Origin of the sequence: Pseudolabrys taiwanensis, assembly GCF_003367395.1 — a bacterium.
GTDB classification, from domain to species: Bacteria; Pseudomonadota; Alphaproteobacteria; order Rhizobiales; family Xanthobacteraceae; genus Pseudolabrys; species Pseudolabrys taiwanensis.
Window position 1 is genome coordinate 4,034,711 of the sequence record NZ_CP031417.1, and the last position, 22,298, is coordinate 4,057,008.

Here is a 22,298-nt window from a genome sequence, read left to right on the forward strand (position 1 = left end):
CTTTTCACCGGGCGCCTTCGGTCGCGGTGGATTGCAGGACGTCACCGCGTGGTGATCGAGCCTCGCCACCGGCGGCCGCAACGGGTCGAGGAGTATCCAGAGATGGGCCTGGAGGGGCGCCGCCGCATCTCTCTATAGCCAGCGCCTCTCTAGGAGTGAGACGGCGCGCCAGTCTCGCGCGGCGCCCTCTCCTAACCTGGGCGGCCTGCACCGCCCTCTCGTGTCGGTCTCGGTCTCGGCGTCGACCGATGGCGCTTCGGGGGAGACCGCGCACGGCGGTTGTCGTCTGAGCCGGGCGGTCCGCAAGTGCCCGTGCAAACGCTGCGGGTGGCAGGCCGGGGCCACTCGTTGGGGCCTTTGACAAAGAACTCGGCCCGCCGCCATGGGCGACGTGAACGACTGTCAGAGCTTTCTAGGCGCAGCGCCGTTCCGGTAACGTTGGGTAGAGAGACGGTGGCCAAACCTCTCTGCTCGCGCTGGACCGCGGCTGGTTCAAATCACCCCGACCTGCGTGGGCATACTGGGCGCCTCGTCGCGTGACGGGCGGCCCGGTCGAGGTGAGCCTCCGGGCCGCCGCCGGAGGCCGGCCGAGAGACGCGAGCGGATTCGTTTCGCCGGAGTTGAGCGGCTCTTCCCTCGGCGTTGCGATAGCGGGGCCCCAGTGCGGAGGGATGTAGTTCGGCGACCGGCGCTCGGCCGTCTGGTAAAATGGTCGGCGACTTCGACCCGCCCTCGGTCGTAGCCCCGGTCACCCGGGTATCGGCGACCGGCGCTTCTCAACGACACGGAGGCAGTCACCTCGCCGAGCGTCAGGTCAGCCGCTGCCGAGTTGGAGCAGCCGCCTTTCGAAATTGGGACCGGTTCCCGGGCTGGCGGCCGACGTTGTGGCGCGGAACCGAGGCGCCGCTCCAAGGCGCCCGCCGTCCCCGATGTTTCACGTGAAACATCGGTATAGCCTCAGGCTATTTACCGATGCAGAAGTCGCGGAAGATCACGTCCAGAATATCTTCGACATCGACGCGCCCAGTCAGCCGGCCGAGCGCCGCCGCAGCCGTTCGAAGCTCTTCGGCCAGAAGATCCTCCTGACCGGTCAGGGATAAGGCGCGCGTCAAGGCCTGGTAGACTTGGCTGAGCACCAGACGATGCCGCTCTCGCGTGATCAGGCCGGACTCGGTGCCGGCCAGAAACTTCGCGGTGAAGTCTGTCAACGCCCGAAGCAGCGCATCAACACCCTCGCCCGTGCCTGCCGAAATAATGAACTCATGTTCTATATTTTCAATAATCGGTTCATTATTATGTAGTAACGATTGATTAACCACGTTTTTTAACGGTTCGTTAGATAATAAAACGGATTCATTATTAAGATTAGTGATGAATCCAAAATCATTCCTTTTGAAGTGACCCAAAAGGTCGGCCTTATTGTGCACCCGCCAGCTGATCGGCCCGTTTTGACCCGCCCCCGGGCCGGCCGAGGCAGCACCAGCCGCACCACCCGGCCTGAACGGCACGCCATCGCCGCGCTGAACCATCGTCGTATTGCCCGGGCCGCCCTCCCCGGCCTGCGGCCCGCCAGCGTCCTCGACCCACAGCACAAGGTCGGCACCCGCGGCGCGGTCCTGCGCCCGGCGCACGCCTTCCATCTCCACCGGGTCATCGGTCTCGCGAATCCCGGCGGTGTCGAGCAGCGTCACCGGCCAGCCGTCGAGATCGAGATGCACCTCGATCACATCGCGCGTGGTCCCCGCATAGGGCGAGACGATCGCCGCCTCGCGCCGCGCGATGCGGTTGAGCAGCGTCGACTTGCCGGCGTTGGGCGGCCCGGCAATGGCCACCACCAGCCCCTCGCGCAGGCGCTCACCGCGCGTGCCGTCGTTGAGCGCCCCGCCAATCTCCGCCGCGAGCGTCCGCGCGATCTCGAGCGCGGGCCGCACCAGATCCTCCGGCACATCGCCCTCGTCGGAAAAATCGATGCGCGCCTCAACCAGCGCCAGCGCCTGGATCAACCGCTCGCGCCAAGTCTCGGCGCGCCGCCCGAGCGCTCCCTTCATTTGCCGGAACGCCTGCCGCCGCTGTGCTTCGGTCTCGGCGCCGACCAGGTCGGCGAGCCCTTCGACCGCGGTGAGGTCGAGCTTGCCGTTCTCGAAAGCGCGGCGCGTGAACTCGCCCGCCTCCGCCGGACGCAGCCCCTCGATCTTGCCGAGCGCGGCGAGCGTCGCGGCGACGACAGCGCGGCCGCCGTGGAGCTGCAGCTCGGCGACGTGCTCCCCGGTCTCGCTGTTCGGTCCGGGAAACCACAGCGCCAGCGCCTCGTCGATTATCTCGCCCGATTGCGGGTCGCGCACGCGTGCGAGCCCGGCCTTGCGCGGTTCGGGCGTTTTGACGCCCAGCGCCGTCAGCGCGTCGCCCGCGCGTGGGCCGGAGATCCGAATGACGGCGATCGCCGCGGGCACGCGTCCGGAGGACAGGGCGAAGATGGTGGGGCGGAGATCATCTGACATCGTGACGCACCGAAGCGCCGGGGAGGGGGGCAGGTCAAGAACCAAGCCGCGTCGTTATCGCGCCGGGTAAAGGTTACCTCGCGGAACAGCGCTACGACGACGGTTCCTCGTGGACTTATTTGACTCTGCTCAATACACGTCTGTGCGGGGATGCCGATAACGGCGCGGGGAGCGGTCGGCTGGGCAGCGTTCATGGGGAACGTTGGCAGCGACGAGATGACATGACTGGATTTCTGAGCCTTACAAAGTGGTGCCCGGTCTGCGGGGATGCGATGGTGCGTGTTGCGAGCGACGGCTCGGCCACGATGCACCGCTGCCGCTCCTGCAAGACCGAAACGGCGAAGCCCATGTCGCATAAGCGGAAACGTTCTCGCGAGTCGCACATTCGCCGCTGCGGCCGCGTGCTGCGTACCGGGTCCAATCGAACGCTCGTTTCGCCCCACTGATGCGGGCTGAGATCGGCCGACGCACTGCCGATCGATCATTGCGAGCGAAATATCTTTCCGAGTGTGCCCGCCCGCCTGCAGGTGAGCTGTCGTGTGCGGGCGATTTTGCGAACCAGGCTAAGCCTTTTCCGACATCCTGAGATGTGACCGCATTTGCGCGAGCCTCGAAGGGTGAGCGGCGCAAAGTGCTGGAGCCGTCGCCCACCGATCTCGGGTTTACCCGCGCTCGGATCGATAACGCGCAAGTCGGCCATCGCCAACTTGCGCTGGCTTGCGACGCGAGCGCCTTGGCATGACGGCACGGAGGCCGGAAATAACGCCCGCCGCCTAAATCGAATCCACCGCCCAGGTCACCATTTCACCGGCGACCTTTGTGAAAGCTTCGTTGAGTGCAGCCACTGCATCCGGCGCTTGGATGCTCTTGGCCGGCACGGTGGCGTTGAACACGCGCGCGGCAGCGACGTCGCCCTTGTCGCTGACGAGCCGCGCCGTCACTTCGACGACCGCCTGTGGCGTGGGCTCGGTTGCGATGTAAAAGCTGCGGATGGTCGTTTCCAATCGGAAAGCAGGGTTCAGCGAGTCGATCGGCCGGCTCACCATATTGAGCTGTCGCGCGTTCTCGAAGCTTTGCACCAAACGGGCTTCGACAAGCTTCGGCAAATTGTCGGCCCACTGCGCATTGGTGATGTTGCCGTAGGTGCCGTCGCCAGCGCGGGTCAGGATCTTTTGCGAGTCGAACAAGAGGAGCACGTTCGGATCCGGCACGACGAGTTGTTGCGCGATCTTCTTTTCGCCCGCGGGAAAATTGTTGGCCGCCGTGAGGTCGTAGACCGATGGTCCTTTGGTTGGCGCGCCGGTGCCGGTCAGTTTCTCGAGGCCGCCGATAAGGCCCTCCACGCGCGGCGCATTGCGGCCGAGCATGTCGGCGAAGGTGGCAATGCCGGTGATGGCCGTGTTCAGCGGCGTGGCGTTTTGATTCATGATGTCGTCGATATGACGCAACGTGTCCTGCGCCGACTCGCTCAAGGTGCGTCCGGCGCCCGCGCCAGCGACGATCTCCGGCGGTCGACCGTTCTGCGGCATTAGACGCGGCGCTTCGCGCGAGCCGCCCTTGAGTGACACCGCGGCGGCGCCCGTAAGGCCAAGATAGGCGATATCGACCTGCGTATCGGCCCGCACCGGCACCGCCGGATCGAGAGAGATCGTAGCGGTCACACGCTTCGGATCGCCGGCATCGAGCGCGATGCGGGAAACAGCGCCGGCGCGGATACCGTTGAACAAGACCGAGGCGCCTTCGGTGAGGCCCGACACCGGCTGCTCAAAGCGGACGGTGTAGATCGCGCGTTCGCCGAGTCCGCCGACGTTCTTGATCCAATAGACGAACGCGAATGAGGCGAACAGACAGGCGAGGGTGAAGAGGCCGATGAGTGTGTAGCGGGCGGTGTTCTCCATGAACGCATTCCCGGGCCGCGTTGCGATGCCTTCAGTTTCGGCTCAGCGTGATGGACGCTTTGATGGTCTGCCCGCCGCCTTGCGAATCGATGTTGACGCTCTGGCGCCGGGTACGCGTCAGCATCACCAAGGTGGCGGCGAAGCCGGAGCTTTCGATATGAAGCTGCAAGCGCTCCCCGCGCGCATTGCCGACGGCGGTGCCGCCAACATTGCGGCTGCGCTCGGTCCACCGGCCGCTGATCTGGTTGTTGTCGTCGGCGGAGAATTCGCCGACGAGGTCGAAATTATAGCTGTCGCTGGCGCAGCGCAGCTGCAAATCGATCTGATGCTCGCTCGATCCGCGTTGCCGATACGTCGCGTTGCAACGAATGCGCTCGGCTTGACCGCCGCTTGGGCGCAAGGTGCCGGTGCCGGACCAGGCGCCGGCAAAGTCGGCGAAAGGTCCCGAGGCAGCCCAACCGGACGGCGCGGGGAATGAGATCGCGGTGATGAGGGTCAGCAGCAGGCCGCCGGTCAGCAGGGTCCGGGAAAGCCGCGGTCCGCGAGTCGACAAACGTGGCAAGGGATGCTCCCAATTCACTTCATCGGACGCTGCGCACCGAACCACGAGCAACGCTGTTCGGTTCCGCGGCAGCGGCCGTCTGCGAGACTGGCACCACTTTGTGACACTATAGCACTTCCGGTCGTCGGAAGCTGCGGTATCGGCGCAAGTCGCCGCATCGGGACGCGATGCTATGATCAACACGTGGTTGATGCCCTTGGGGAGGTCCTCCGTGCCCGTGCTTAAGCCGTTTGCGGCCCTCGTTACCGTCTTCTTCGCGGTCGCCACAGCGGCATCGTCCGCTGCCACGCAAAGCGACCTCGCCCGTGCCTATCGCACGATTGCCAGCAAGACGTTCGTCGATCTCACGCACAGTTTCGGACCGGATACGCCGGTCTGGTCAGGCTTCGGCCAGGCGAAGATGTCGCCTGCCGCAGACCCCAAGACCAAGAAGCCGTACACGATCAAAGAAGACGGCTTTCGCAGCACATTTTATGAAATGGTCGGGCAATACGGCACGCATGTCGATCCACCGGCGCATTTCGCCGAAGGCGGCATCACCATGGACGCGATCCCGCTCAAGCAGATGATCCTGCCGTTGATCGTGCTCGACAATACGCCGTATCAGGCGAAGGACCCGAACCACGCTTTCTCGGTCGACGATCTCAAGGCCTGGGAGAAGAAGCATGGCCGCGTGCCGAAGGGCGCGTTCGTCGCGTTGCGCACCGACATGGCCAAGGACTTCGATGCGAATCCGGAGCGCTTCAAGCGCCAGCCGTTCCCGGCCTGGGCCTTCGAGACCATCAAGTTTCTCTATGAGCAGCGCGGCATCGTCGCCAATGGCCACGAGTCGCTCGACACCGACACCACCGAGAAAATGCTGTCGGAGACCTATCTGCTCGAGAAGGGGCATTATCAGATCGAGGTGATGGCCAATCTCGACAAGGTGCCGCCGAAGGGCGCGCTGATCGTGGTGACGTGGCCGAAGGTGAAGCAGGGCCTTGGTTTCCCGGCGCGCGCTTTCGCCATTTTGCCGTAGACGCAAGCCGCGCCCGCGCACGCGGAACCCCTGCGCCGCTTAATCAAATCTTGCCGATTGGCGGGTGTGATGCGCACTCGCGAAGCGACACAGGGCGGGGACACGATGACGACATTCTTGCGGGCGGCTTTCACGATCGGCGTCCTCTTGCTCAGCGGCCAGGTCGTGCTCGCCCAGAAGGCCGATCCGGCGGTGGTGCGCACCGCATCCGGTCCGGTGCGCGGCGTCATTCATGACGGCCTGCGCGAGTTCAAAGGCATCCCCTATGCGCAGCCGCCGGTCGGCGCGCTGCGCTGGCAAGTGCCGCAGCCGGTGAAGCCTTGGAAAGATGTGCGCGACGCCAGCCAATTCGGCGCCGCCTGTCCGCAGGTATCGCGCTACGGCCTCACCGAGGCGAGCAACGACGAAGACTGCCTGACGCTCAACGTCACCGCGCCCTATGACGGCAAGTCGGCTCGCAAGAAGCCGGTGTTCGTGTGGATCCATGGCGGCGCCTTCGTCGGCGGCTCCAGCGCGCTCTATCCGCTCGGCAATCTTGCCACCGCCGGCGACCTCGTCGTGGTGTCGATGAACTACCGGCTCGGTGTGTTCGGCTTCATGGCGCATCCGGGATTCGGCAAGGCTTACAACGGCGGCTATGGCTTGAAGGATCAGCGTCTCGCGCTGACCTGGGTGAAGAAGAATATCGCAGCGTTCGGCGGCGACCCCGACAATATCACCATTGCCGGCGAGTCGGCCGGCGGCGCCGGCGTGTGCATGCATCTCATCGCGCCGGCCGAAACGCAGGGGCTCTACAAGCGCGCGATCATGCAGAGCGCGGGGTGTGCCTCACCGCTGCATACGGTTGCGGACGCGGCAAAGATCGGCACGAAAGTCGCCGAAGCCGTCGGCTGCAGCGATGCCAAGACAGCGGTCGCCTGCATGCGCGCAAAGCCGGTGGCCGAGCTGACGGCCGCGGCGAGCAAAGTCGGCGGCAGCGATCTCTTGGCCTTCGCGCCGGCGGTCGGGACCAAGACCGTGCCGCTGCAGGCGGCGGAAGCTTTCCGCACCGGCAAATTCGTGCGCGTGCCGGTGATGAACGGCGGTACGCGCGAAGAGTTGCGTCTCTACGTCGCCTACGACGTGCAGGCCGGCGACAAGATCACCGCCGACAATTACGCCGACAAGCTGAAGACGATTTACGGCGCCAACACCGACACCGTGCTGGCGAAGTATCCGGCGTCGAATTACTCGTCGGCGCCGACCGCGCTCGGCAGCGTGATGTCGGATTTCAATCCGTCGGTCGGCCTGAACAACTGCATCTATCTCGAGCAGGGCAAGCTGATGCGCAAGCGCGTGCCGGTGTATGAGCTGGTCTTCGCCGACCGCGATGCGCCGCCGGTGACGACCGATCCGGGCTTTGAGATGGGCGCGGTACACTCGTCGGAACTGCCGTATTTCTTCCCGCACTTCGACAACACCAGCAAGGTGGCGGGCCCGGACCTGAAGCCGGGATCGCTCGCCCTGGCCAAGCAGATGACGGCCTATTGGACGAGCTTCGCGCGCGACGGCAAGCCGGTGGCCAAGGATTCGCCGGCCTGGCGGCTGTTCAAGGCCGACGGCGATGTGATGCGCTTCGATCCAGGCAAGGTCGGTCCGTTCGACGCCAGCGTCGAGAGCAACTGCGCCTTCTGGAAAAAGCTCTATCCGTCGATACTGACGCAATAGGCCCCCAGAATCGGCCAGCTACCAGTCGAGGTACGAGGATGCGCGAGCATCCGTTCCGTGCCGAACCTGGTTGAACCTCCGCCCCGCCTGATGCGACACAGTGCGGGCCCGCCGACGCGGGCGCGGGGGATTCGCATGACGTCGTCGATCCAAGTCTCGCCAATCCAAGTCTCGCCAGTCGCGGTCACCATCGTTGCGGTGCTGAGCGTCATCGCATTGCTGCTCTGGCTGCTCCACGTCTCCATGCTCGACAGCCTCACCGGCAGCGATGCCGCCGGCAACGGCATGGCGCAGGGCTTCGCGGCCATCGCGATCATTCTGCTGTGGGGCCTTCTGGCGCTCATCGCGCTCATTGCTTTCGTCAAGGGCGATATGCCCGGCTGGGCCGCAGTGGCCGCGGCCGTGCTGATCCCCGTCTCGGGGCTCGTCACCTTCGGCGTTCTCGGGCTCATGACCGAACCTCAGCTCGCGCCCTATCGCTGGCCCTTGGTCATCCCGGCGGCGATGCCGCCTCTCGTCATTGCCTTTTGTCTGTGGGCCTTGTTGCCGGGCACGCATACTTATGTTCCCGCGCCGCTGGCCGGCGGTGCCGCCTGGGGCCTGGTGCTGCTGTTGTGCGTCGCATACCTGCCGATGCAGCGGGCGCGCGACGCCGCCCATGCGCGCGAAGCGGCGGATTTGGCGAAGTACGAAGCGGCGCTCAATGCCGTGCCAGCCGGCGCGCCGCTGTGGGCGCTGACGCCGTTTCTCGACACGCGCAATTACGTCAAGCTCGACGAAGTCCTGGCGCGCATTCGCGCTTTGCCGGACCGGCAAGCCGAAGCGGAGACGATGCTCGCGCGCGGCGACTTTCCGCTCGCTTATCTCGGCCGTTTCGATCTCGATGCAACGCCATCGCTTTGTGAAAAGGCGCGCGCCCAACTGCGCGGTCGCGCCGCGGCTCTGACATTGGCGGCGCCGGAGACGAAGCCGTTCAGCGATATCGCAATGGAAGTCGACGGCGCGGTCGCGGCCTTGCGCTGGCTCATCGATTACGATTGCGCGGCGATGCCGGAAGCCGAGGCCTGGGAGACGATGGCCAAGGGTTATCGCGATCCACGCTATGCGATCTACGAACTGCGCGACCTCAAGGACGCGAAGCGGCTCGGCCGCGCGCTCTATGAAGATCCGGAAAAGTTCTCGCAGCTGACGCCACGCGCGCATCTGAAGGCCTGGCTGAAGTTTGCCGACGACCAGAGCACCCGCACGCCGGCGATCGCCGGCGCTGCCAAGCTCGATCATCGCACCGCCGATGCCATCGAGATTCTCGCGACCGACGAGTTCGTCGCGCGCGTGCTGACGGAGAATATTGGCCGGCTCGATCTCGATCCGACGCCGGCGCTCTGCCGCGCCGGGCTTGACAACTTGCGTAAGCAATTTGCCGCCGTCTACCGGCCGAAGCCGGACGACCCCCGTCCGTACGACCAGCTTATTGGACAGCTCGGCCGCGGCGACCAGTTCAACGCGTTGATCTGGTTTGCGTCGCGCGGCTGCGATGCCGGGGATGCCCTGAGTGAGGCGGCGATGCTTATCAAAGCGTATCAGCTTTCGCCGGATGGCGGGCTGATGCTCGGCCGGATCGAGATGCTGCGGAAGAAATAATTTGCCAAGATTAGCCGCGCGCACGGCTTTCCCTCTCCCCTTGCGGGAGAGGGTGGCGAGCAGCGTTAGCTGCGAGCCGGGTGAGGGGTCGGCGCTTCATCTGAAACTCCGACCCCTCACCCGCCCTCGCGACGCTCGGGCACCCTCTCCCGCACGGGGAGAGGGGAAGAGCGCAAGCGGCATGCTTTGCCCGCGAACCACGCGTCTCGCCGCACGTTTCAATGTGAATACAAACGGCGCTAGAGTACCCTTATGTCAGCACCGCAAAACACCGCGCACGAAAACCGCCTGGCGCAGGCGACCTCGCCCTATCTCCTGCAGCACAAGCACAATCCGGTCGATTGGTGGCAATGGGGACCGGAAGCCCTGGCGGAAGCCAAGCGCAGCAATCGGCCGATCTTGCTGTCGGTCGGTTATGCGGCCTGTCATTGGTGCCACGTCATGGCGCATGAAAGCTTCGAGGACGAAGCGACCGCGCGCGTGATGAACGAGCTGTTCGTCAACATCAAAGTCGACCGCGAGGAGCGGCCCGACATCGATCAGATCTACATGAGCGCCTTGCACATGCTGGGCGAGCAGGGCGGCTGGCCGCTGACCATGTTTCTGACGCCCGCCGGCGAGCCGGTATGGGGCGGCACTTACTTCCCGAAGGAATCGCGCTACGGCCGCGCGGCGTTCGTCGACATTCTCCACGAGGTCTCGCGTCTGTTTCGCGACCAGCCGCAGAAGGTCGAACAGAACCGCGCGGCACTGCTCGCGCGTCTTGCGCAGAAGGCGCGGCCCGAAGGCAAGGTCGTCATCGGGATCGAAGAGCTCGACGGCGCCGCCAAGCAGATAGGGAACATGTTCGACTCGGTGCTCGGCGGCTTGCGCGGCGCGCCGAAATTTCCGCAGCCGGGTCTGCTCGAGATGCTGTGGCGCGCCGGTTTGCGTACCGGCGATGCGCGCTTCTTCGACACCGCGGAGCATTCGCTCGAACGTATGAGCGAAGGCGGCATCTACGATCATCTCGGCGGCGGCTTCTCGCGCTATTCGGTCGATGAGCGCTGGCTGGTGCCGCATTTCGAGAAGATGCTTTACGACAATGCGCAGCTTTTGGACCTGTTGGCGCTCGCCTACCAGCGCAGCCACAAGGAACTGTTCGCAACGCGCGCCCGTGAAACGGTGGGCTGGCTCAAACGCGAGATGACGACGAAGGAGGGCGCATTCTGCGCCTCGCTCGACGCGGACTCGGAAGGCGAAGAGGGCAAGTTCTACGTCTGGTCGAAGAACGAGGTCATCGAATTGCTGGGACCGGATGCCGGCGAGTTCTTCGCGCATCATTACGATGTGACCGACGACGGCAATTTCGAGGGCCACAACATTCTCAATCGGCTGCAGCCGGTGGAGCGCGGTCCGGCCGAGGAGCAACGGCTGTCGCAGCTGCGCGACATCCTGCTCGACGCGCGCGCGGCCCGCGTACGGCCGGGGCTCGACGACAAGGTGCTGGCCGATTGGAATGGTCTGATGATCGCCGCGCTGGTGAACGCGGGCATCATTCTCGAAGAGCCGGAATGGCTCGATATGGCCAAGCGTGCCTTCGCCTTCATCGCGCAATCGATGACGCGCGGTGACCGCCTTGGCCATTCGTATCGCGACGGCAAAGTGCTGTTTCCAGGTTTGGCTTCTGACTTCGCCGCGATGATCCGCGCCGCGCTCGCGCTTTATGAAGCGACCGGCGAGAAGACTTATCGCGAGCAGGCGCTGACGTGGCAGAACGCCTTCGATGCGCACTATTCGGACAACGAGACGGGCGCTTATTACCTCACGGCGGACGATGCCACCGATCTGCTGCTGCGGCCGCATTCGACCAGCGATGACGCGACACCCAATCCAAATGCCGTCGCGGCCGGCAATCTGCTGCGGCTGGCCGTGCTTGCCGGCGACGATGCTTTCCGTGCCCGGGCCGATCGTCTATTCGACCATATCCTGGCGGCGTCGGCGCGCAATCTGTTCGGTCACGTGGCGCTTCTGAACGCACTCGATTTACGCCTGCGCGCGGCCGAGATCGTCTGCGTGGGGTCGGAGGCCGAGCATTTCGCGCAGCTGGCCTTGCGTCTGCCGTTCCTCGATCGCATCGTGCTGCGCGCGGCCGCGAGCACCGATCTACCGGCCGCGCATCCCGCGCAGGACAAGCTCAAGGCGCTGGCGGGCAGCGCGGCGTTCGTCTGCGTGGCCGAGACGTGCTCGCTGCCGGTTTTGGAACCGGCGAAGATCGCTGAAACGGTGGAGGCGATGCGCGAGCGCGGCGCATAGCCGCCAAGCAAGCAAAAAAGTAAGGTCGGCGAGAGCGCCCGGTGTCACATCCGTCCGCGCTCGCTCGTCATGAGGTCAGCACGTCACGTGCCGAAGGAGAACCTCATGGGGACCGAAGGGCCCGGTTGGAGCGCGCTGCTGTCGCGCGCCCATCTCGTCTATATCGTCATTCTTGGCGGAGGCGTGATGCTGTACGCCCTCGACATCTATATCGCCGCGACCGTCTTGCCGTCGGCGGTCGAGGATATCGGCGGGCTCGATTACTATGCCTGGAGCACGACCTTGTTCGTGATCGCGGCCATTCTCGGTTCGGCGTTTTCCGGCCGCTTGCTGCAGGTTACCGGTCCGCGCGGCGCCTACAGCGTGGCGGCACTCGTGTTTGCAGTCGGCACCGCCATCTGTGCCATGGCGCCGAGCATGCCGGTGATGCTGACGGGCCGCGTGCTGCAGGGCTTCGGCGGCGGCGCGCTGTATGCGCTGGCCTATGTCGTGATCCGTCTCGTGTTGCCGGAAGCGCTTTGGACGCGCGCCATTGGGTTGATGTCGGCCATCTGGGGCGTTGCCACGCTCATCGGGCCGGCGGTCGGTGGGACCTTTGCCGAAATGGGCGCCTGGCGCTTCGCGTTCTGGGTCGCCATTCCCTTCAGCGCGACATTCGCCGTCCTCGCTTTCGTCGCGCTGCCGAAGCGCGATGGCGACAAGGCCGCTGACGGTGGTTTGCCGTTCGTCCAGATCGGATTGTTGATCCTGGCGGTGCTGGTGTTGTCGAGCGCGAGCGCGGCGCCAAGCCTTGTGTGGAATATCGTTGGCGCCGCGGTGTCGCTGGTGCTGGTGGCGCTTCTGGTCTTTGCCGAAAAGCGGAGTGGACGGCGGATTCTGCCAAGCAGCGCGCATGGCTTTGCGACGCCGCTTGCGGCCCTCTATGCGACGATGGCGCTGCTCATCATCGGCATGCAGCCGCAAATCTTCGTGCCGTATTTCCTGCAAGTGCTGCATGGTCAATCGCCGCTTGCGGCCGGCTATCTCGCCGCGCTGACGGCGATGGGCTGGACGCTCGGTTCGGTCTTCAACGCCAACGCTTCCGCTGCGCGCGCGCGCCGGCTGATCGTGGCGTCGCCGCTGATGATGGTGGCGGCGCTGGGCACCCTGGCGGTTATGTTGCCGATGGTCAGCAAGGGTGGTGATTGGGCGAACCTTCTGCCGATCTGCGCGGCGCTTTTGCTCGCCGGCGTCGGCATCGGCCAAAGCTGGCCGCATCTGGTGGCGCGCGTGTTCCAGTTTGCGCCGGAGGGCGAGCGCAATCGCGCCGCGGGCGCGGTCACGACGGTGCAGCTCTTTGCGATGGCCATGGGCGCGGCGACGGCCGGATTGGCCGCCAATCTCGCCGGCCTGACGCAGGCGGACAAAATGGTCGGGGCCGCCAGCGCCGCCTTCTGGCTGCCGCTCGCCTTTGCCTTGGCACCGGCGCTCGCCTTCGTCGCGGCGCTGCGGGCGGTGGCCCAGCGGACGCGCGCCGGCCTGCCGTTCGCGCCGGAGGAAAGGGTGGATGGCCGCGCGGCCGCCGGGTAAGACGCATGGCAAAGCGTCCTTCGCCATCCTAAATTCGGACCATGTCCTTCAAGATCACCACCTGGAACATCAATTCCGTCCGCCTGCGCATCGATCTGGTCGCCAAATTTCTCAAGAGCGTGCGGCCGGACGTGCTTTGTCTGCAGGAGACCAAGTGTCCGGACGACGCCTTTCCGCTGAAGCGCTTCCATCGGCTGGGCTACGAGCATGTCGCGCTGAACGGGCAGAAGGGCTATCACGGCGTCGCAATCGTCTCGCGCGCGCCGTTCGAGAGCTTCAAGTTCGATAACTTCTGCGGCAAGACGGATTGCCGGCATATGTCGGTGGTGCTCGGCGAGCGAGCCGGTCTGAAGGATCCGCTCACGCTGCATAATTTCTATGTGCCGGCGGGCGGCGACGAGCCCGACCCCACGATCAATCCGAAGTTCGAACACAAATTGTCGTTCCTCGATGAGATGCAGGCGCATATGGGCCTGCGTCCCGCCGACAAGGAGCGCGCCATTCTTGTTGGCGATCTCAACGTCGCGCCGCTCGAGCACGACGTGTGGAGCCACAAACAGATGCTGAAAGTGGTGTCGCACACGCCGATCGAATGCGAGAAGCTCGCGGCCGCGCAGAAGGCCGGCAATTGGGTCGATACCATGCGCGTGCACACGCCCGAGCCGGAGAAGCTCTATACGTGGTGGAGCTATCGCGCGATGGAGAACTGGCGCGTGTCGGATCGCGGCCGGCGGCTCGATCACATCTGGGCGTCGGATGCGATCGCCGGCGAAGTGTCGAAGATCAAGATCTTCAAGGATTATCGCGGCGCCGAGAAACCGTCGGATCACGTGCCGGTGACGGCGACGATCGAGGTGTAGCGCCTGCGGCCGTCATTCCGGGGCGCGAGCGTTAGCGAGCGAACCCGGAATCCAGTACGCCGTGCCCCATCAGTATTGCGGCGCCTATCGATATGCTGCGGCGTACTGGACCCCCGCTTTCGCGGGGGTGACCGTGTTGGGGGCCGGTTAACGGCGCGCGGCCCGAATGACAGCAACTAACTCAGCGCGCCGAGCCTGCCATTGCGCGTCATGAAGCTCCGGCCCGGTCCGGTCACCGCGATGCGCATGCGTCCGTCCAGCGCCGGCTTGCGCTCGATGAGGCCTCGGTCGAGCGCTTCCTCCCACACGGCCAGACGCGGACAGGATGTGCGCCACGCATCCATCGTCTGCGTATACGTGCGCGGCTCCCGCGCCAGCCACTCCAGCAAGTCAAGCACGAGACTGTCGAGCGCACGGTCGGGCGCTCTCATTGTCTTGGTTGTCATGGCGCCGCCTCCAGCGTTGGTATCGCCAACAGATACAGTCCTTGCAGCACGTAGATGCCGGACACCCCGGTGATGATGTGCCATGTCCAGGTGCGATATTGCGTATCGCTCATCGCCTCCAGGAAGCGGCGCGCGACCGTCGTGCCGATGACGGAGCAGGCGATCGCCACCGCCATCATCGTCGTGTCGATCGTGGCCTGCGCGGCGAAGGCCGTGAAGTACAACAGCTTCGAGGTGTGGCCGACGATCTGGCAGAACGATTTGGTGGCCACGATCTCGCGGCGGCCGAGCTTGCCGCCGAGGAAGAAGGTGTCGATCAGCGGCCCGACCACGCCGGTGAGCAGCATCGAGGTCATGGAGATCGCGCCGTAAAGGAGGCCGTGGTCGATGCGTTCGGCGTCGGGCTTCAGCCGCGCGGGCAAGGCGCGCACGGCGAGCGGCAAGGTGCCGAGCAGCAGCATCGCGACCGCCTTGTCCGGCACGTACTGGAAGAACGCCCAGGCCACGAGCGCCAATAGCCCGCCGGCGAGAAAAGCCGCCGCCGCCCGCGGTCGCACATAGCGCCACCACAGCAGCGCTCGCCAGCCGTTCGATGCCATCTGGGTGACGGCGTGCAGGGCCATCGCATCCGCCACCGGCATCACCGCGAGCAGCACGCCGATCAGGATCATGCCGCCGGCCATGCCGAAGATGCCGGACAGGAACGCTGTCGCGAGCATACACGCCGCAAGCGCGGCCATCAGGGCAACGGACATCGGCTCTCTATCTCCGGTGCTTTTTCTGCGCCGCTTGCCGGCGCCGTGCAAACGGCGTTAGCTGAGGCTCAGGCTTACTTTTCCTGATGGTCGAGACAATGCGTCAGCTACCATTCCTCAATGGTATCAAGGCCTTCGAGGCCGCCGCGCGCACGGGCAGCTTCGCCCAGGCTTCCGCTGAGCTGCACGTCACGCCGGCGGCGGTCAGCCGATCGGTGCGGCTACTCGAGGAGCGGATGGGGCTGTCGCTGTTTCAGCGCAAGCCGAACGGCCTGCTGCTGACCGCGGCGGGCCGCGCCTATCAGGCAGGGCTGACCCAGATCTTCGACGCGCTGGCCAACCTCACCGCGCAGGTTGCGGCGCTCGGCTCGCCCGGCGTCACCGTCGGCGTCGGTCCGACCTTCGCGATCCGTTGGCTTATCCCGCGGCTCGCCTCGTTCTACGGCGAGCATCCGGGCATCGAGGTGCGCATCACGACGGGCGGCGCCGCGGCGCCGTTCGCCGCCGACTGGACCTGCGGCATCTATCTCGGCGACGGCCATTGGCCGGGATTGATCGCCGAGCCGATGTTTGCCGCCGACCTTGTGCCGGTGTGCGCGCCGCCGCTCGCCAAGGCGCTGAGAAAGCCCGCCGATTTGAAGAACGCCAGCCTGTTGCGCGTCGCGCACGCTGCGGAGGACTGGCCTCTGTGGCTCAAGGCCGCCGGCGTCGCGCAGTTTGCGCCTACCGGGTCGCAATTCGAATATTACGGGCAGGCCTTGCAAGCGGCCGTCGACGGCCTGGGCGTCGCGATGGGCATTCGTCCGTACATCGATGACGATCTGGCGGCGGGGCGCCTGGTGGCGCCGTTCGATCTCGCCGTGCCGAAAGGCGAGCGCTGGTATCTGGTCTACGATCGGGCCCGCACCGACGAGCCGGGCTTTGCGGCGTTCCGCGCCTGGCTGATGCGCGTGGCGCAAGGCGCGTAACAGCACCCGACGCAGATCGTCCGCTCATAAGCGACGAACAGCTCTCCAAAAAAAGGTGAGGCCCCGGTCCTTGCGAACCGGGGCCTCTTACGGAAGGGACAGTGCCGGGTTTCCGCCCCTACCGAACTCTTACGCCGTTGCCGGCTTACTGCACGGTTTCGCCGTGCAGCGTGATGTCGAGGCCTTCCTCTTCGCCCTGCTCGGTCGGACGCAGGCCGATCACCGCCTTGACGATGTAGAGGATGATCGCCGTCACGATCGCCGTGTAGATGATCGTCACCGCGACGCCGTAGATCTGCGTGCCGACGCTCGCATCTTTGCCGAGCGGGTTGACCGCCGCATCAGCGAAGACACCGGTCAGGATCGCACCGATGATGCCGCCGACGCCGTGGACGCCGAAAGCGTCGAGCGAGTCATCGTAGCCCAGCGCCTTCTTCACATGGACGGCGGCGATGTAGCAGCCGACGCCAGCGAGGAGGCCGATGATCAGCGCGCCGGTCGGATTGACGAAGCCCGAAGCCGGGGTGACGGCGACGAGACCGGCAACCGCGCCGGAGACGATGCCGAGGACGCTCGGCTTCTTCGCGATGATCCACTCGGCGAACATCCAGGCGAGCGCCGCCGCAGCGGTGGCAACCTGGGTGTTGATCATGGCCGCACCAGCGAGCGCGTTGGAGGCCGCAGCCGAACCGGCGTTGAAGCCGAACCAGCCGACCCACAGCAGCGAGGCGCCGATGAAGGCATAGACCAGGTTATACGGCGCCATCGAGACGGTGCCGTAGCCCTTACGCTTGCCGAGGATCAGCGCGCACACCAGGCCGGCAACGCCAGCGTTGATATGCACCACGGTGCCGCCGGCGAAGTCGAGCACGCCGGCCGAACCGAGGAAGCCGCCGCCCCAGACCCAGTGCGCGATCGGGCAGTACACGAAGATCAGCCAGAGACCCATGAACCACATCATCGCCGAGAACTTCATACGTTCGGCGAAGGCGCCGGCGATGAGGGCGGGCGTGATGATGGCGAAGGTCATCTGGAAGGTGATGAACACGGTCTCGGGGATCGTGGCCGCGAGCGAGTTCGTCGTTTCGGCGCCGACACCGGCGAGGAACAGCTTCGAGAAGCTGCCGATGTAGGCGTTCATGCTGCCTTCGGTGAAGGCCATCGAATAGCCGAGGATCATCCAGAGCACGGTGACGAGACAGGTGATGGCGAAGGACTGCATCACGGTGGCAAGCACGTTCTTCTTACGCACCATGCCGCCGTAGAACAGGCCGAGGCCCGGGATGGTCATCATCAGAACGAGCGCGGTCGAAGTCAGCATCCAGGCCGTATCGCCGGTGTCGAGCTTCGGCGCGGGAGGAGCTGCGGCAGCAGCCGGTGCGGCCGCTTGCGCGAACGCGCCGTCGGCGAGAGCGAGACCGACGGCGAGGGCGCCAAGTGCGACTAGCCCCGCTGTCGTAAACTTCTTCAACGTCATGGTTTACTCCTATCGATCTTGTTCTGTGCGGGTGTCAGAGCGCCGCAGCATCGGTCTCGCCAGTGCGGATGCGCACGGCGTGATCGAGGCCGAAGACGAAAATCTTGCCGTCGCCGATCTGGCCGGTCTTGGCGGCACCGCTGATGGCGCTGACAACCTTGTCGACTTGATCCGTAGAAACGGCGACTTCGACCTTAATCTTCGGGAGGAAGCTCACCGCATATTCGGCGCCACGATAAATTTCCGTGTGCCCCTTCTGACGCCCATACCCCTTGACCTCAGTAACAGTCAGACCCTGCACGCCGATGGAGGTCAGAGCGTCACGGACCTCGTCCAGCTTGAAGGGTTTGATGATGGCCATGACGATTTTCATGGATTCGATCCCCACTTGAGCCCCTTTCGTTACCTCGCCAGTGCGGGCGTTTTCACTGAGCCCCACCCAACAAAGCGCACTTCGCAGGCACGACCGCGATAAGGGAATCAAACGCCGTGCCAGATCGCCGCGTCTTCGCTATCGGACTGATTCGGTTACGCTAATCGGCCGCGGCGGAATCCAGCCCTCAGAGGGGCAGCAGCTGCCGCATGAATTTGCATCAAGAAATAGGCAGTCTGATTAAAAAATGATCAGCCTGGGAGTGCGGTTTTACAGGCACCCATATTGGCGCCTCTACAAGCGCCAATAGCTTTGGATATTGAAGGGGTTCGTTGCGCCCTGACGGCGCGAGGGGACGCGCGGCCCGCGCGGACGCGTCCCCATCGCGGTACCTCCGCTCAGAGAGCGTCGACGTTGGTCTCGCCGGTGCGGATGCGCACGGCCTGCTCGACAGGCGTGACGAAGATCTTGCCGTCGCCGATCTGGCCGGTCTTGGCCGAATTTGAAATCGCATCGACCACGCGATCGACCTGGTCGGCGGCCACCGCGACTTCGACCCGGAGTTTGGGGAGAAAGCTCACGGCGTATTCGGCGCCGCGATAGATCTCGGTATGGCCCTTCTGCCGTCCGTAGCCCTTCACCTCGGTCACGGTCATGCCGTGGATGCCGAGACGGGTGAGGGCATCGCGCACCTCGTCGAGCTTGAACGGCTTGATGATGGCGATGACGAGTTTCATGAGCCTCCCCGGCGTTGCGGCCTATTCCAGGCGGGCGCCCGGCGGCCTTGAGACTAAAGCATCGTTGTTGGCTCGCCCGCCCGCAAAGCGCCGCGTTCAGGCAAATCAAGCCGGCATTATCGCCTTATCGCGCAGACGTCGCCAGCCCGAGATCCTTGATGACCTGCGGCAGCAGGGCGCGGACCTGCACCGGGCTCATGCCGGGCGTCACGCGGCGGTCATAGAGCAGCCGTAGCAGCGAACGGTCGTAGACCGTGAGGTAGCCGACCATGCGGCCCTGATTGAGCGTGGTGAACGGATTGCGCTGGTCATGGTTGGACAGACCGAAGGCGTGCAGCAGTTCATGATAGGCGCAGTCGAAGAAGACTTGATCGCCTTTGTCGACGATGATGAACGACACCGAGCGCACAATGTCGCCGTCGGCGGTCGACTTGACGCTGGTCATGCATTGCGGATCGGTGCGCGCCACAAATTCGCGCGTGACTTTGGCGCCGAACGCTTCTTCCAGCGCAGACCGGAAGTCCTTCTCATCGATCAGGCGAATGTCGATGTCGGCCTGTTGCGCGCCTTGTGCCAGCGATAGGTTCAGTGCCGGCACGGCGCGCGCATAGTCCTCGACAACCGCTTGCATCTCGGCGACGCGATCGACACTGCCGCCCGCGTAAACGCGCGCCCGGATCGGATGCTCGAAGCGGCGAATGCCGCGCGGCCTGGCGCCGATACGCAGATCCGAGCCGAAGGCGAGCGCCATGAAGCCACGCGTGAGCTCGGCCCGGGTGAACCGCGTGTATTGCGGCGGCGCGCCCGCGACGCTGCCGTGCGGCGGCCGCTCGCGGTTGGAAGCGGCGTGAACCGGCTGTGCAGGATGTGCAAAGAACGCCAGTATCGCAATGGCGACGGCCATTTTCGCGCGCCGCTGCCGCTGGCTCTTCTTCTTCGCTCCCCTTTGTGCGGAGGGATCGGGGATGGCGGTCAACGCGGCGTGGCTCGTCTCATCGAACAGGCGTGGACTCCCGCCCCGCTCGCCTGCGCTGGCGTTATGGCGAGCGGCCGTCCCCGCAAGGGGGAGGGTCAGAAAGCCGAGCGCGGGGTGCGTCATCGTCGCCAGCTTACTCCCGCCGTTCACGCACCAGACCTTCCTGCGCGACCGAAGCCACCAGCGTGCCGTCGCGCGTAAAGATAAGACCGCGCGAGAAGCCGCGCGAACCGTGCAGGTTAGGCGAATCTTGCGCATAGAGCAGCCACTCGTCGGCGCGGAACGGCCGGTGAATCCATAACGCGTGATCGAGACTTGCGGCCATGAATTGCTTCTCGAACAGGGTGCGGCCATGGCGCGCAAGCGACGCATCGAGGATCGTCAGATCGGATGCGTAGGCGAGCACGCATTGATGGATCGCCGGATCGTCCGGCAGCCGGCCGGTGGCGCGAAACCACAGATGAAAAAGTCCGTTCGGATATTTCTTGCCGGCATAACGATCGAACTCCACCGGCCGCATCTCGATCGGGCGATCGCGTTCGAAATAGCGGCGGACCGGCTCCGGCATATGCGGCAGCAGGTTCTTGCGCATCTCGCTCTCGTTCGGGAGCTCTTCGGGCGGCGTTACCTGCGGCATCTCGACTTGGTGATCGAGGCCCTGCTCATCCGCCTGAAACGACACCAGCATCGAAAAGATGGCGTGGCCGTGCTGCCGGGCGGTGACGCTGCGCGTGGTGAAGCTCTTGCCGTCGCGGATGCGATCGACGTCGTAGATGATCGGCACCTTGGGATCGCCGGGCAGGATGAAATAAGCGTGCAGCGAATGCGCCCGCCGGCTCGGATCGACCGTGCGTATGGCCGCGACCAGCGCCTGTCCGATCACCTGGCCGCCGTAGACCCGTTGCCAGCCGTCCTGCGGCGAGCGGCCGCGAAACAGATTGAGGTCGAGCGGCTCGAGATCGAGGACGGAAAGCAGGTGGTCGACGGCGCCGGACATTGAGCTGGTTCCTTGACAAGGTCAGTCAAAGACGCCCCGTAACGGCGCGAAGTCAAGCCACACCGGCGGAGACGTCAGCGTCGCGGGCGGCCGCCTTCCAAGCGCCCACTGCGCGAATTTCCTCAGGTGCTGCAAAGGCCTGAATAGACTAGAGTGCCGCGGTAAGTTGAAGGAACCGGATCATGGCGGGACAGCGAGAACGGCGGGATGTGGTGATCGGTGGGGCGGGCTTTGCGGGCCTGGCGCTGGCGATCGCCCTGCGGCAAGGGCTGGGCGACAGCTTTACCGTGACGGTCGCCGATCCGGCGCTGGCGCAGGAGAAGTCGAAGGACCCCCGCGCCTCGGCGATCGCGGCGGCGGCCCGGCGGCTGTTTGACGCCATCGAGGTCTGGCAGGCGGTCGAAGAGGAGGCGCAGCCGATCCTCGACATGGTCGTGACCGACTCGAAGCTCGACGACGTCGTCCGCCCGACCTTTCTCACCTTCGGCGGTGAAGTCGAAGAGGGTGAGCCCTTCGCCCACATGATCGAGAACCGGCTTTTGGTCGATGCGCTGGTCGCCAAGGCGAAGGCGCTCGGCATCGATCTGCGTGCGACTTCGGTGACGACCTTCGAGAATGCCGGCAATCGCGTCGAGGTGAGCTTGGCCGATGGCGCGACCTTGTCGGCGCGTTTGCTCGTTGGCGCCGACGGTGGACGCTCGCTTATCCGCGAGCATGCCGGCATTGCCACGCACGGCTGGGACTACGATCAATCGGCGATCGTCACGACGGTCGCGCATGAACGGCCGCATAACGGCCGCGCCGAAGAACATTTTCTGCCGTCGGGTCCGTTCGCGATCCTGCCGCTCACCGGCAATCGTGCCTCGATCGTGTGGACCGAAAAGCGGCGCGAAGCCGAGCGCATGGTGGCATTGCCCGACGACGAGTTTCTCTATGAGCTGGAGAAGCGCTTCGGTTTGCATCTCGGCGATTTGCAGGTGGTCGGGCCGAAGCGCGCGTTTCCGCTCGGTCTGTTCACGGCGCGCTCGTTCATCGGCGAGCGGCTGGCGCTGGTCGGCGACGCCGCGCATATCATTCATCCGATTGCCGGACAGGGCCTCAACATGGGCCTGCGCGACGTCGCGGCATTGGCGGAAGCCGTGGCGGACGCGGCCCGGCTCGGCCTCGATATCGGCGCGCCGGACGTTCTTGCGCGGTATCAGCGCTGGCGCCGCTTCGACACGGCGATGATGGGCGTGGCAACGGACGGGCTGAACAAGTTGTTCTCCAACCGCTCCGATGTGCTGCGCTTCGTGCGCGACATTGGCTTGGGCGTGGTCGAACGGTTGCCGCGCTTGAAGCAGGCCTTCATTCGCGAGGCAGCGGGGTTTACCGGCGACGTGCCGAAGCTGCTGAAGGGCGAGGGGCTCTAGCTGGCGCTGCCGCACACTCTGCGTCGTGCCCGGGCTTGACCCGGGCATCCATGATGAGCTTCCACCCATGAGGGCCGTACGTTCGGCCTTACGATGACGTAAGGCCTCA

General features: G+C 65.0%; 18 protein-coding genes. 8 read left to right on the top strand and 10 right to left on the bottom strand.

Annotated elements, in window-relative coordinates; all coding sequences use genetic code 11:
* Positions 1 to 962: 962 nt before the first annotated feature.
* The 3 genes from mnmE to DW352_RS19165 all read right to left on the bottom strand — a co-directional run bounded on the left by mnmE (position 963) and on the right by DW352_RS19165 (position 4,958).
* Positions 963 to 2,498, bottom strand: coding sequence for a tRNA uridine-5-carboxymethylaminomethyl(34) synthesis GTPase MnmE (mnmE, locus tag DW352_RS19155; protein WP_115692829.1), 1,536 nt, complete (start codon positions 2,496 to 2,498; stop codon positions 963 to 965).
* A 773-nt stretch (positions 2,499 to 3,271) separates the two neighbouring features.
* On the bottom strand, positions 3,272 to 4,396 hold the full coding sequence (locus tag DW352_RS19160; RefSeq protein ID WP_115692830.1) for an ABC-type transport auxiliary lipoprotein family protein: 1,125 nt from the start codon (positions 4,394 to 4,396) through the stop codon (positions 3,272 to 3,274).
* Between the two features lie 31 nt (positions 4,397 to 4,427).
* Complete coding sequence (locus DW352_RS19165; protein ID WP_162827063.1) at positions 4,428 to 4,958, bottom strand: hypothetical protein; 531 nt, start codon at positions 4,956 to 4,958, stop codon at positions 4,428 to 4,430.
* 211 nt (positions 4,959 to 5,169) lie between these two features.
* Between DW352_RS19165 and DW352_RS19170 the strand changes: the two genes are divergently transcribed.
* From DW352_RS19170 to xth, 6 genes are all read left to right on the top strand, one after another.
* Positions 5,170 to 5,976, top strand: a complete 807-nt coding sequence (locus DW352_RS19170) for a cyclase family protein (RefSeq protein ID WP_245434186.1) — start codon at positions 5,170 to 5,172, stop codon at positions 5,974 to 5,976.
* 105 nt (positions 5,977 to 6,081) lie between these two features.
* On the top strand, positions 6,082 to 7,683 hold the full coding sequence (locus tag DW352_RS19175; protein ID WP_115692832.1) for a carboxylesterase/lipase family protein: 1,602 nt from the start codon (positions 6,082 to 6,084) through the stop codon (positions 7,681 to 7,683).
* A gap of 135 nt (positions 7,684 to 7,818) precedes the next feature.
* Positions 7,819 to 9,324 carry a hypothetical protein gene (locus DW352_RS19180; RefSeq protein WP_115692833.1) on the top strand — a complete coding sequence of 502 codons (1,506 nt, stop codon included), beginning with the start codon at positions 7,819 to 7,821 and terminating at the stop codon, positions 9,322 to 9,324.
* Positions 9,325 to 9,576: 252 nt separating this feature from the next.
* Positions 9,577 to 11,619, top strand: coding sequence for a thioredoxin domain-containing protein (locus DW352_RS19185; protein ID WP_115692834.1), 2,043 nt, complete (start codon positions 9,577 to 9,579; stop codon positions 11,617 to 11,619).
* 105 nt (positions 11,620 to 11,724) lie between these two features.
* Positions 11,725 to 13,188 carry an MFS transporter gene (locus tag DW352_RS19190; protein ID WP_115692835.1) on the top strand — a complete coding sequence of 488 codons (1,464 nt, stop codon included), beginning with the start codon at positions 11,725 to 11,727 and terminating at the stop codon, positions 13,186 to 13,188.
* Positions 13,189 to 13,229: 41 nt separating this feature from the next.
* Positions 13,230 to 14,048, top strand: a complete 819-nt coding sequence (gene xth / locus DW352_RS19195) for an exodeoxyribonuclease III (protein ID WP_115692836.1) — start codon at positions 13,230 to 13,232, stop codon at positions 14,046 to 14,048.
* A 176-nt stretch (positions 14,049 to 14,224) separates the two neighbouring features.
* Here xth and DW352_RS19200 read toward each other — a convergent pair whose 3' ends face one another.
* Both DW352_RS19200 and DW352_RS19205 read right to left on the bottom strand, forming a co-directional pair.
* On the bottom strand, positions 14,225 to 14,494 hold the full coding sequence (locus DW352_RS19200; protein ID WP_245434187.1) for a hypothetical protein: 270 nt from the start codon (positions 14,492 to 14,494) through the stop codon (positions 14,225 to 14,227).
* Positions 14,491 to 15,249 (bottom strand): sulfite exporter TauE/SafE family protein, encoded by a 759-nt coding sequence (locus tag DW352_RS19205; protein WP_115692838.1) that lies wholly within the window; start codon positions 15,247 to 15,249, stop codon positions 14,491 to 14,493. Before DW352_RS19205 ends, DW352_RS19200 begins: the two co-directional genes overlap by 4 nt.
* A gap of 98 nt (positions 15,250 to 15,347) precedes the next feature.
* Here DW352_RS19205 and DW352_RS19210 point away from each other — a divergent pair, with 98 nt between their 5' ends.
* Positions 15,348 to 16,217 carry a LysR substrate-binding domain-containing protein gene (locus DW352_RS19210; RefSeq protein ID WP_115694502.1) on the top strand — a complete coding sequence of 290 codons (870 nt, stop codon included), beginning with the start codon at positions 15,348 to 15,350 and terminating at the stop codon, positions 16,215 to 16,217.
* A 145-nt stretch (positions 16,218 to 16,362) separates the two neighbouring features.
* On the opposite strand, the gene DW352_RS19215 is transcribed toward DW352_RS19210, so the two are convergent.
* The 5 genes from DW352_RS19215 to tesB all read right to left on the bottom strand — a co-directional run bounded on the left by DW352_RS19215 (position 16,363) and on the right by tesB (position 20,777).
* Entirely contained in the window at positions 16,363 to 17,538 is a 1,176-nt protein-coding gene (locus DW352_RS19215; protein WP_425374667.1) for an ammonium transporter, read from the bottom strand.
* Positions 17,539 to 17,728: 190 nt separating this feature from the next.
* Entirely contained in the window at positions 17,729 to 18,067 is a 339-nt protein-coding gene (locus DW352_RS19220) for a P-II family nitrogen regulator (RefSeq protein WP_115692840.1), read from the bottom strand.
* A gap of 398 nt (positions 18,068 to 18,465) precedes the next feature.
* Positions 18,466 to 18,804: a P-II family nitrogen regulator gene (locus DW352_RS19225; RefSeq protein ID WP_115692841.1), complete on the bottom strand. Its 339-nt coding sequence runs from the start codon at positions 18,802 to 18,804 to the stop codon at positions 18,466 to 18,468.
* A gap of 124 nt (positions 18,805 to 18,928) precedes the next feature.
* Positions 18,929 to 19,708, bottom strand: a complete 780-nt coding sequence (locus DW352_RS19230; RefSeq protein WP_162827064.1) for a DUF2927 domain-containing protein — start codon at positions 19,706 to 19,708, stop codon at positions 18,929 to 18,931.
* A 205-nt stretch (positions 19,709 to 19,913) separates the two neighbouring features.
* Positions 19,914 to 20,777 carry an acyl-CoA thioesterase II gene (gene tesB, locus DW352_RS19235; RefSeq protein ID WP_115692843.1) on the bottom strand — a complete coding sequence of 288 codons (864 nt, stop codon included), beginning with the start codon at positions 20,775 to 20,777 and terminating at the stop codon, positions 19,914 to 19,916.
* A gap of 182 nt (positions 20,778 to 20,959) precedes the next feature.
* On the opposite strand from tesB, the gene DW352_RS19240 reads away from it, so the two are divergent.
* On the top strand, positions 20,960 to 22,189 hold the full coding sequence (locus tag DW352_RS19240) for a ubiquinone biosynthesis hydroxylase (RefSeq protein ID WP_115692844.1): 1,230 nt from the start codon (positions 20,960 to 20,962) through the stop codon (positions 22,187 to 22,189).
* Positions 22,190 to 22,298: the final 109 nt, after the last annotated feature.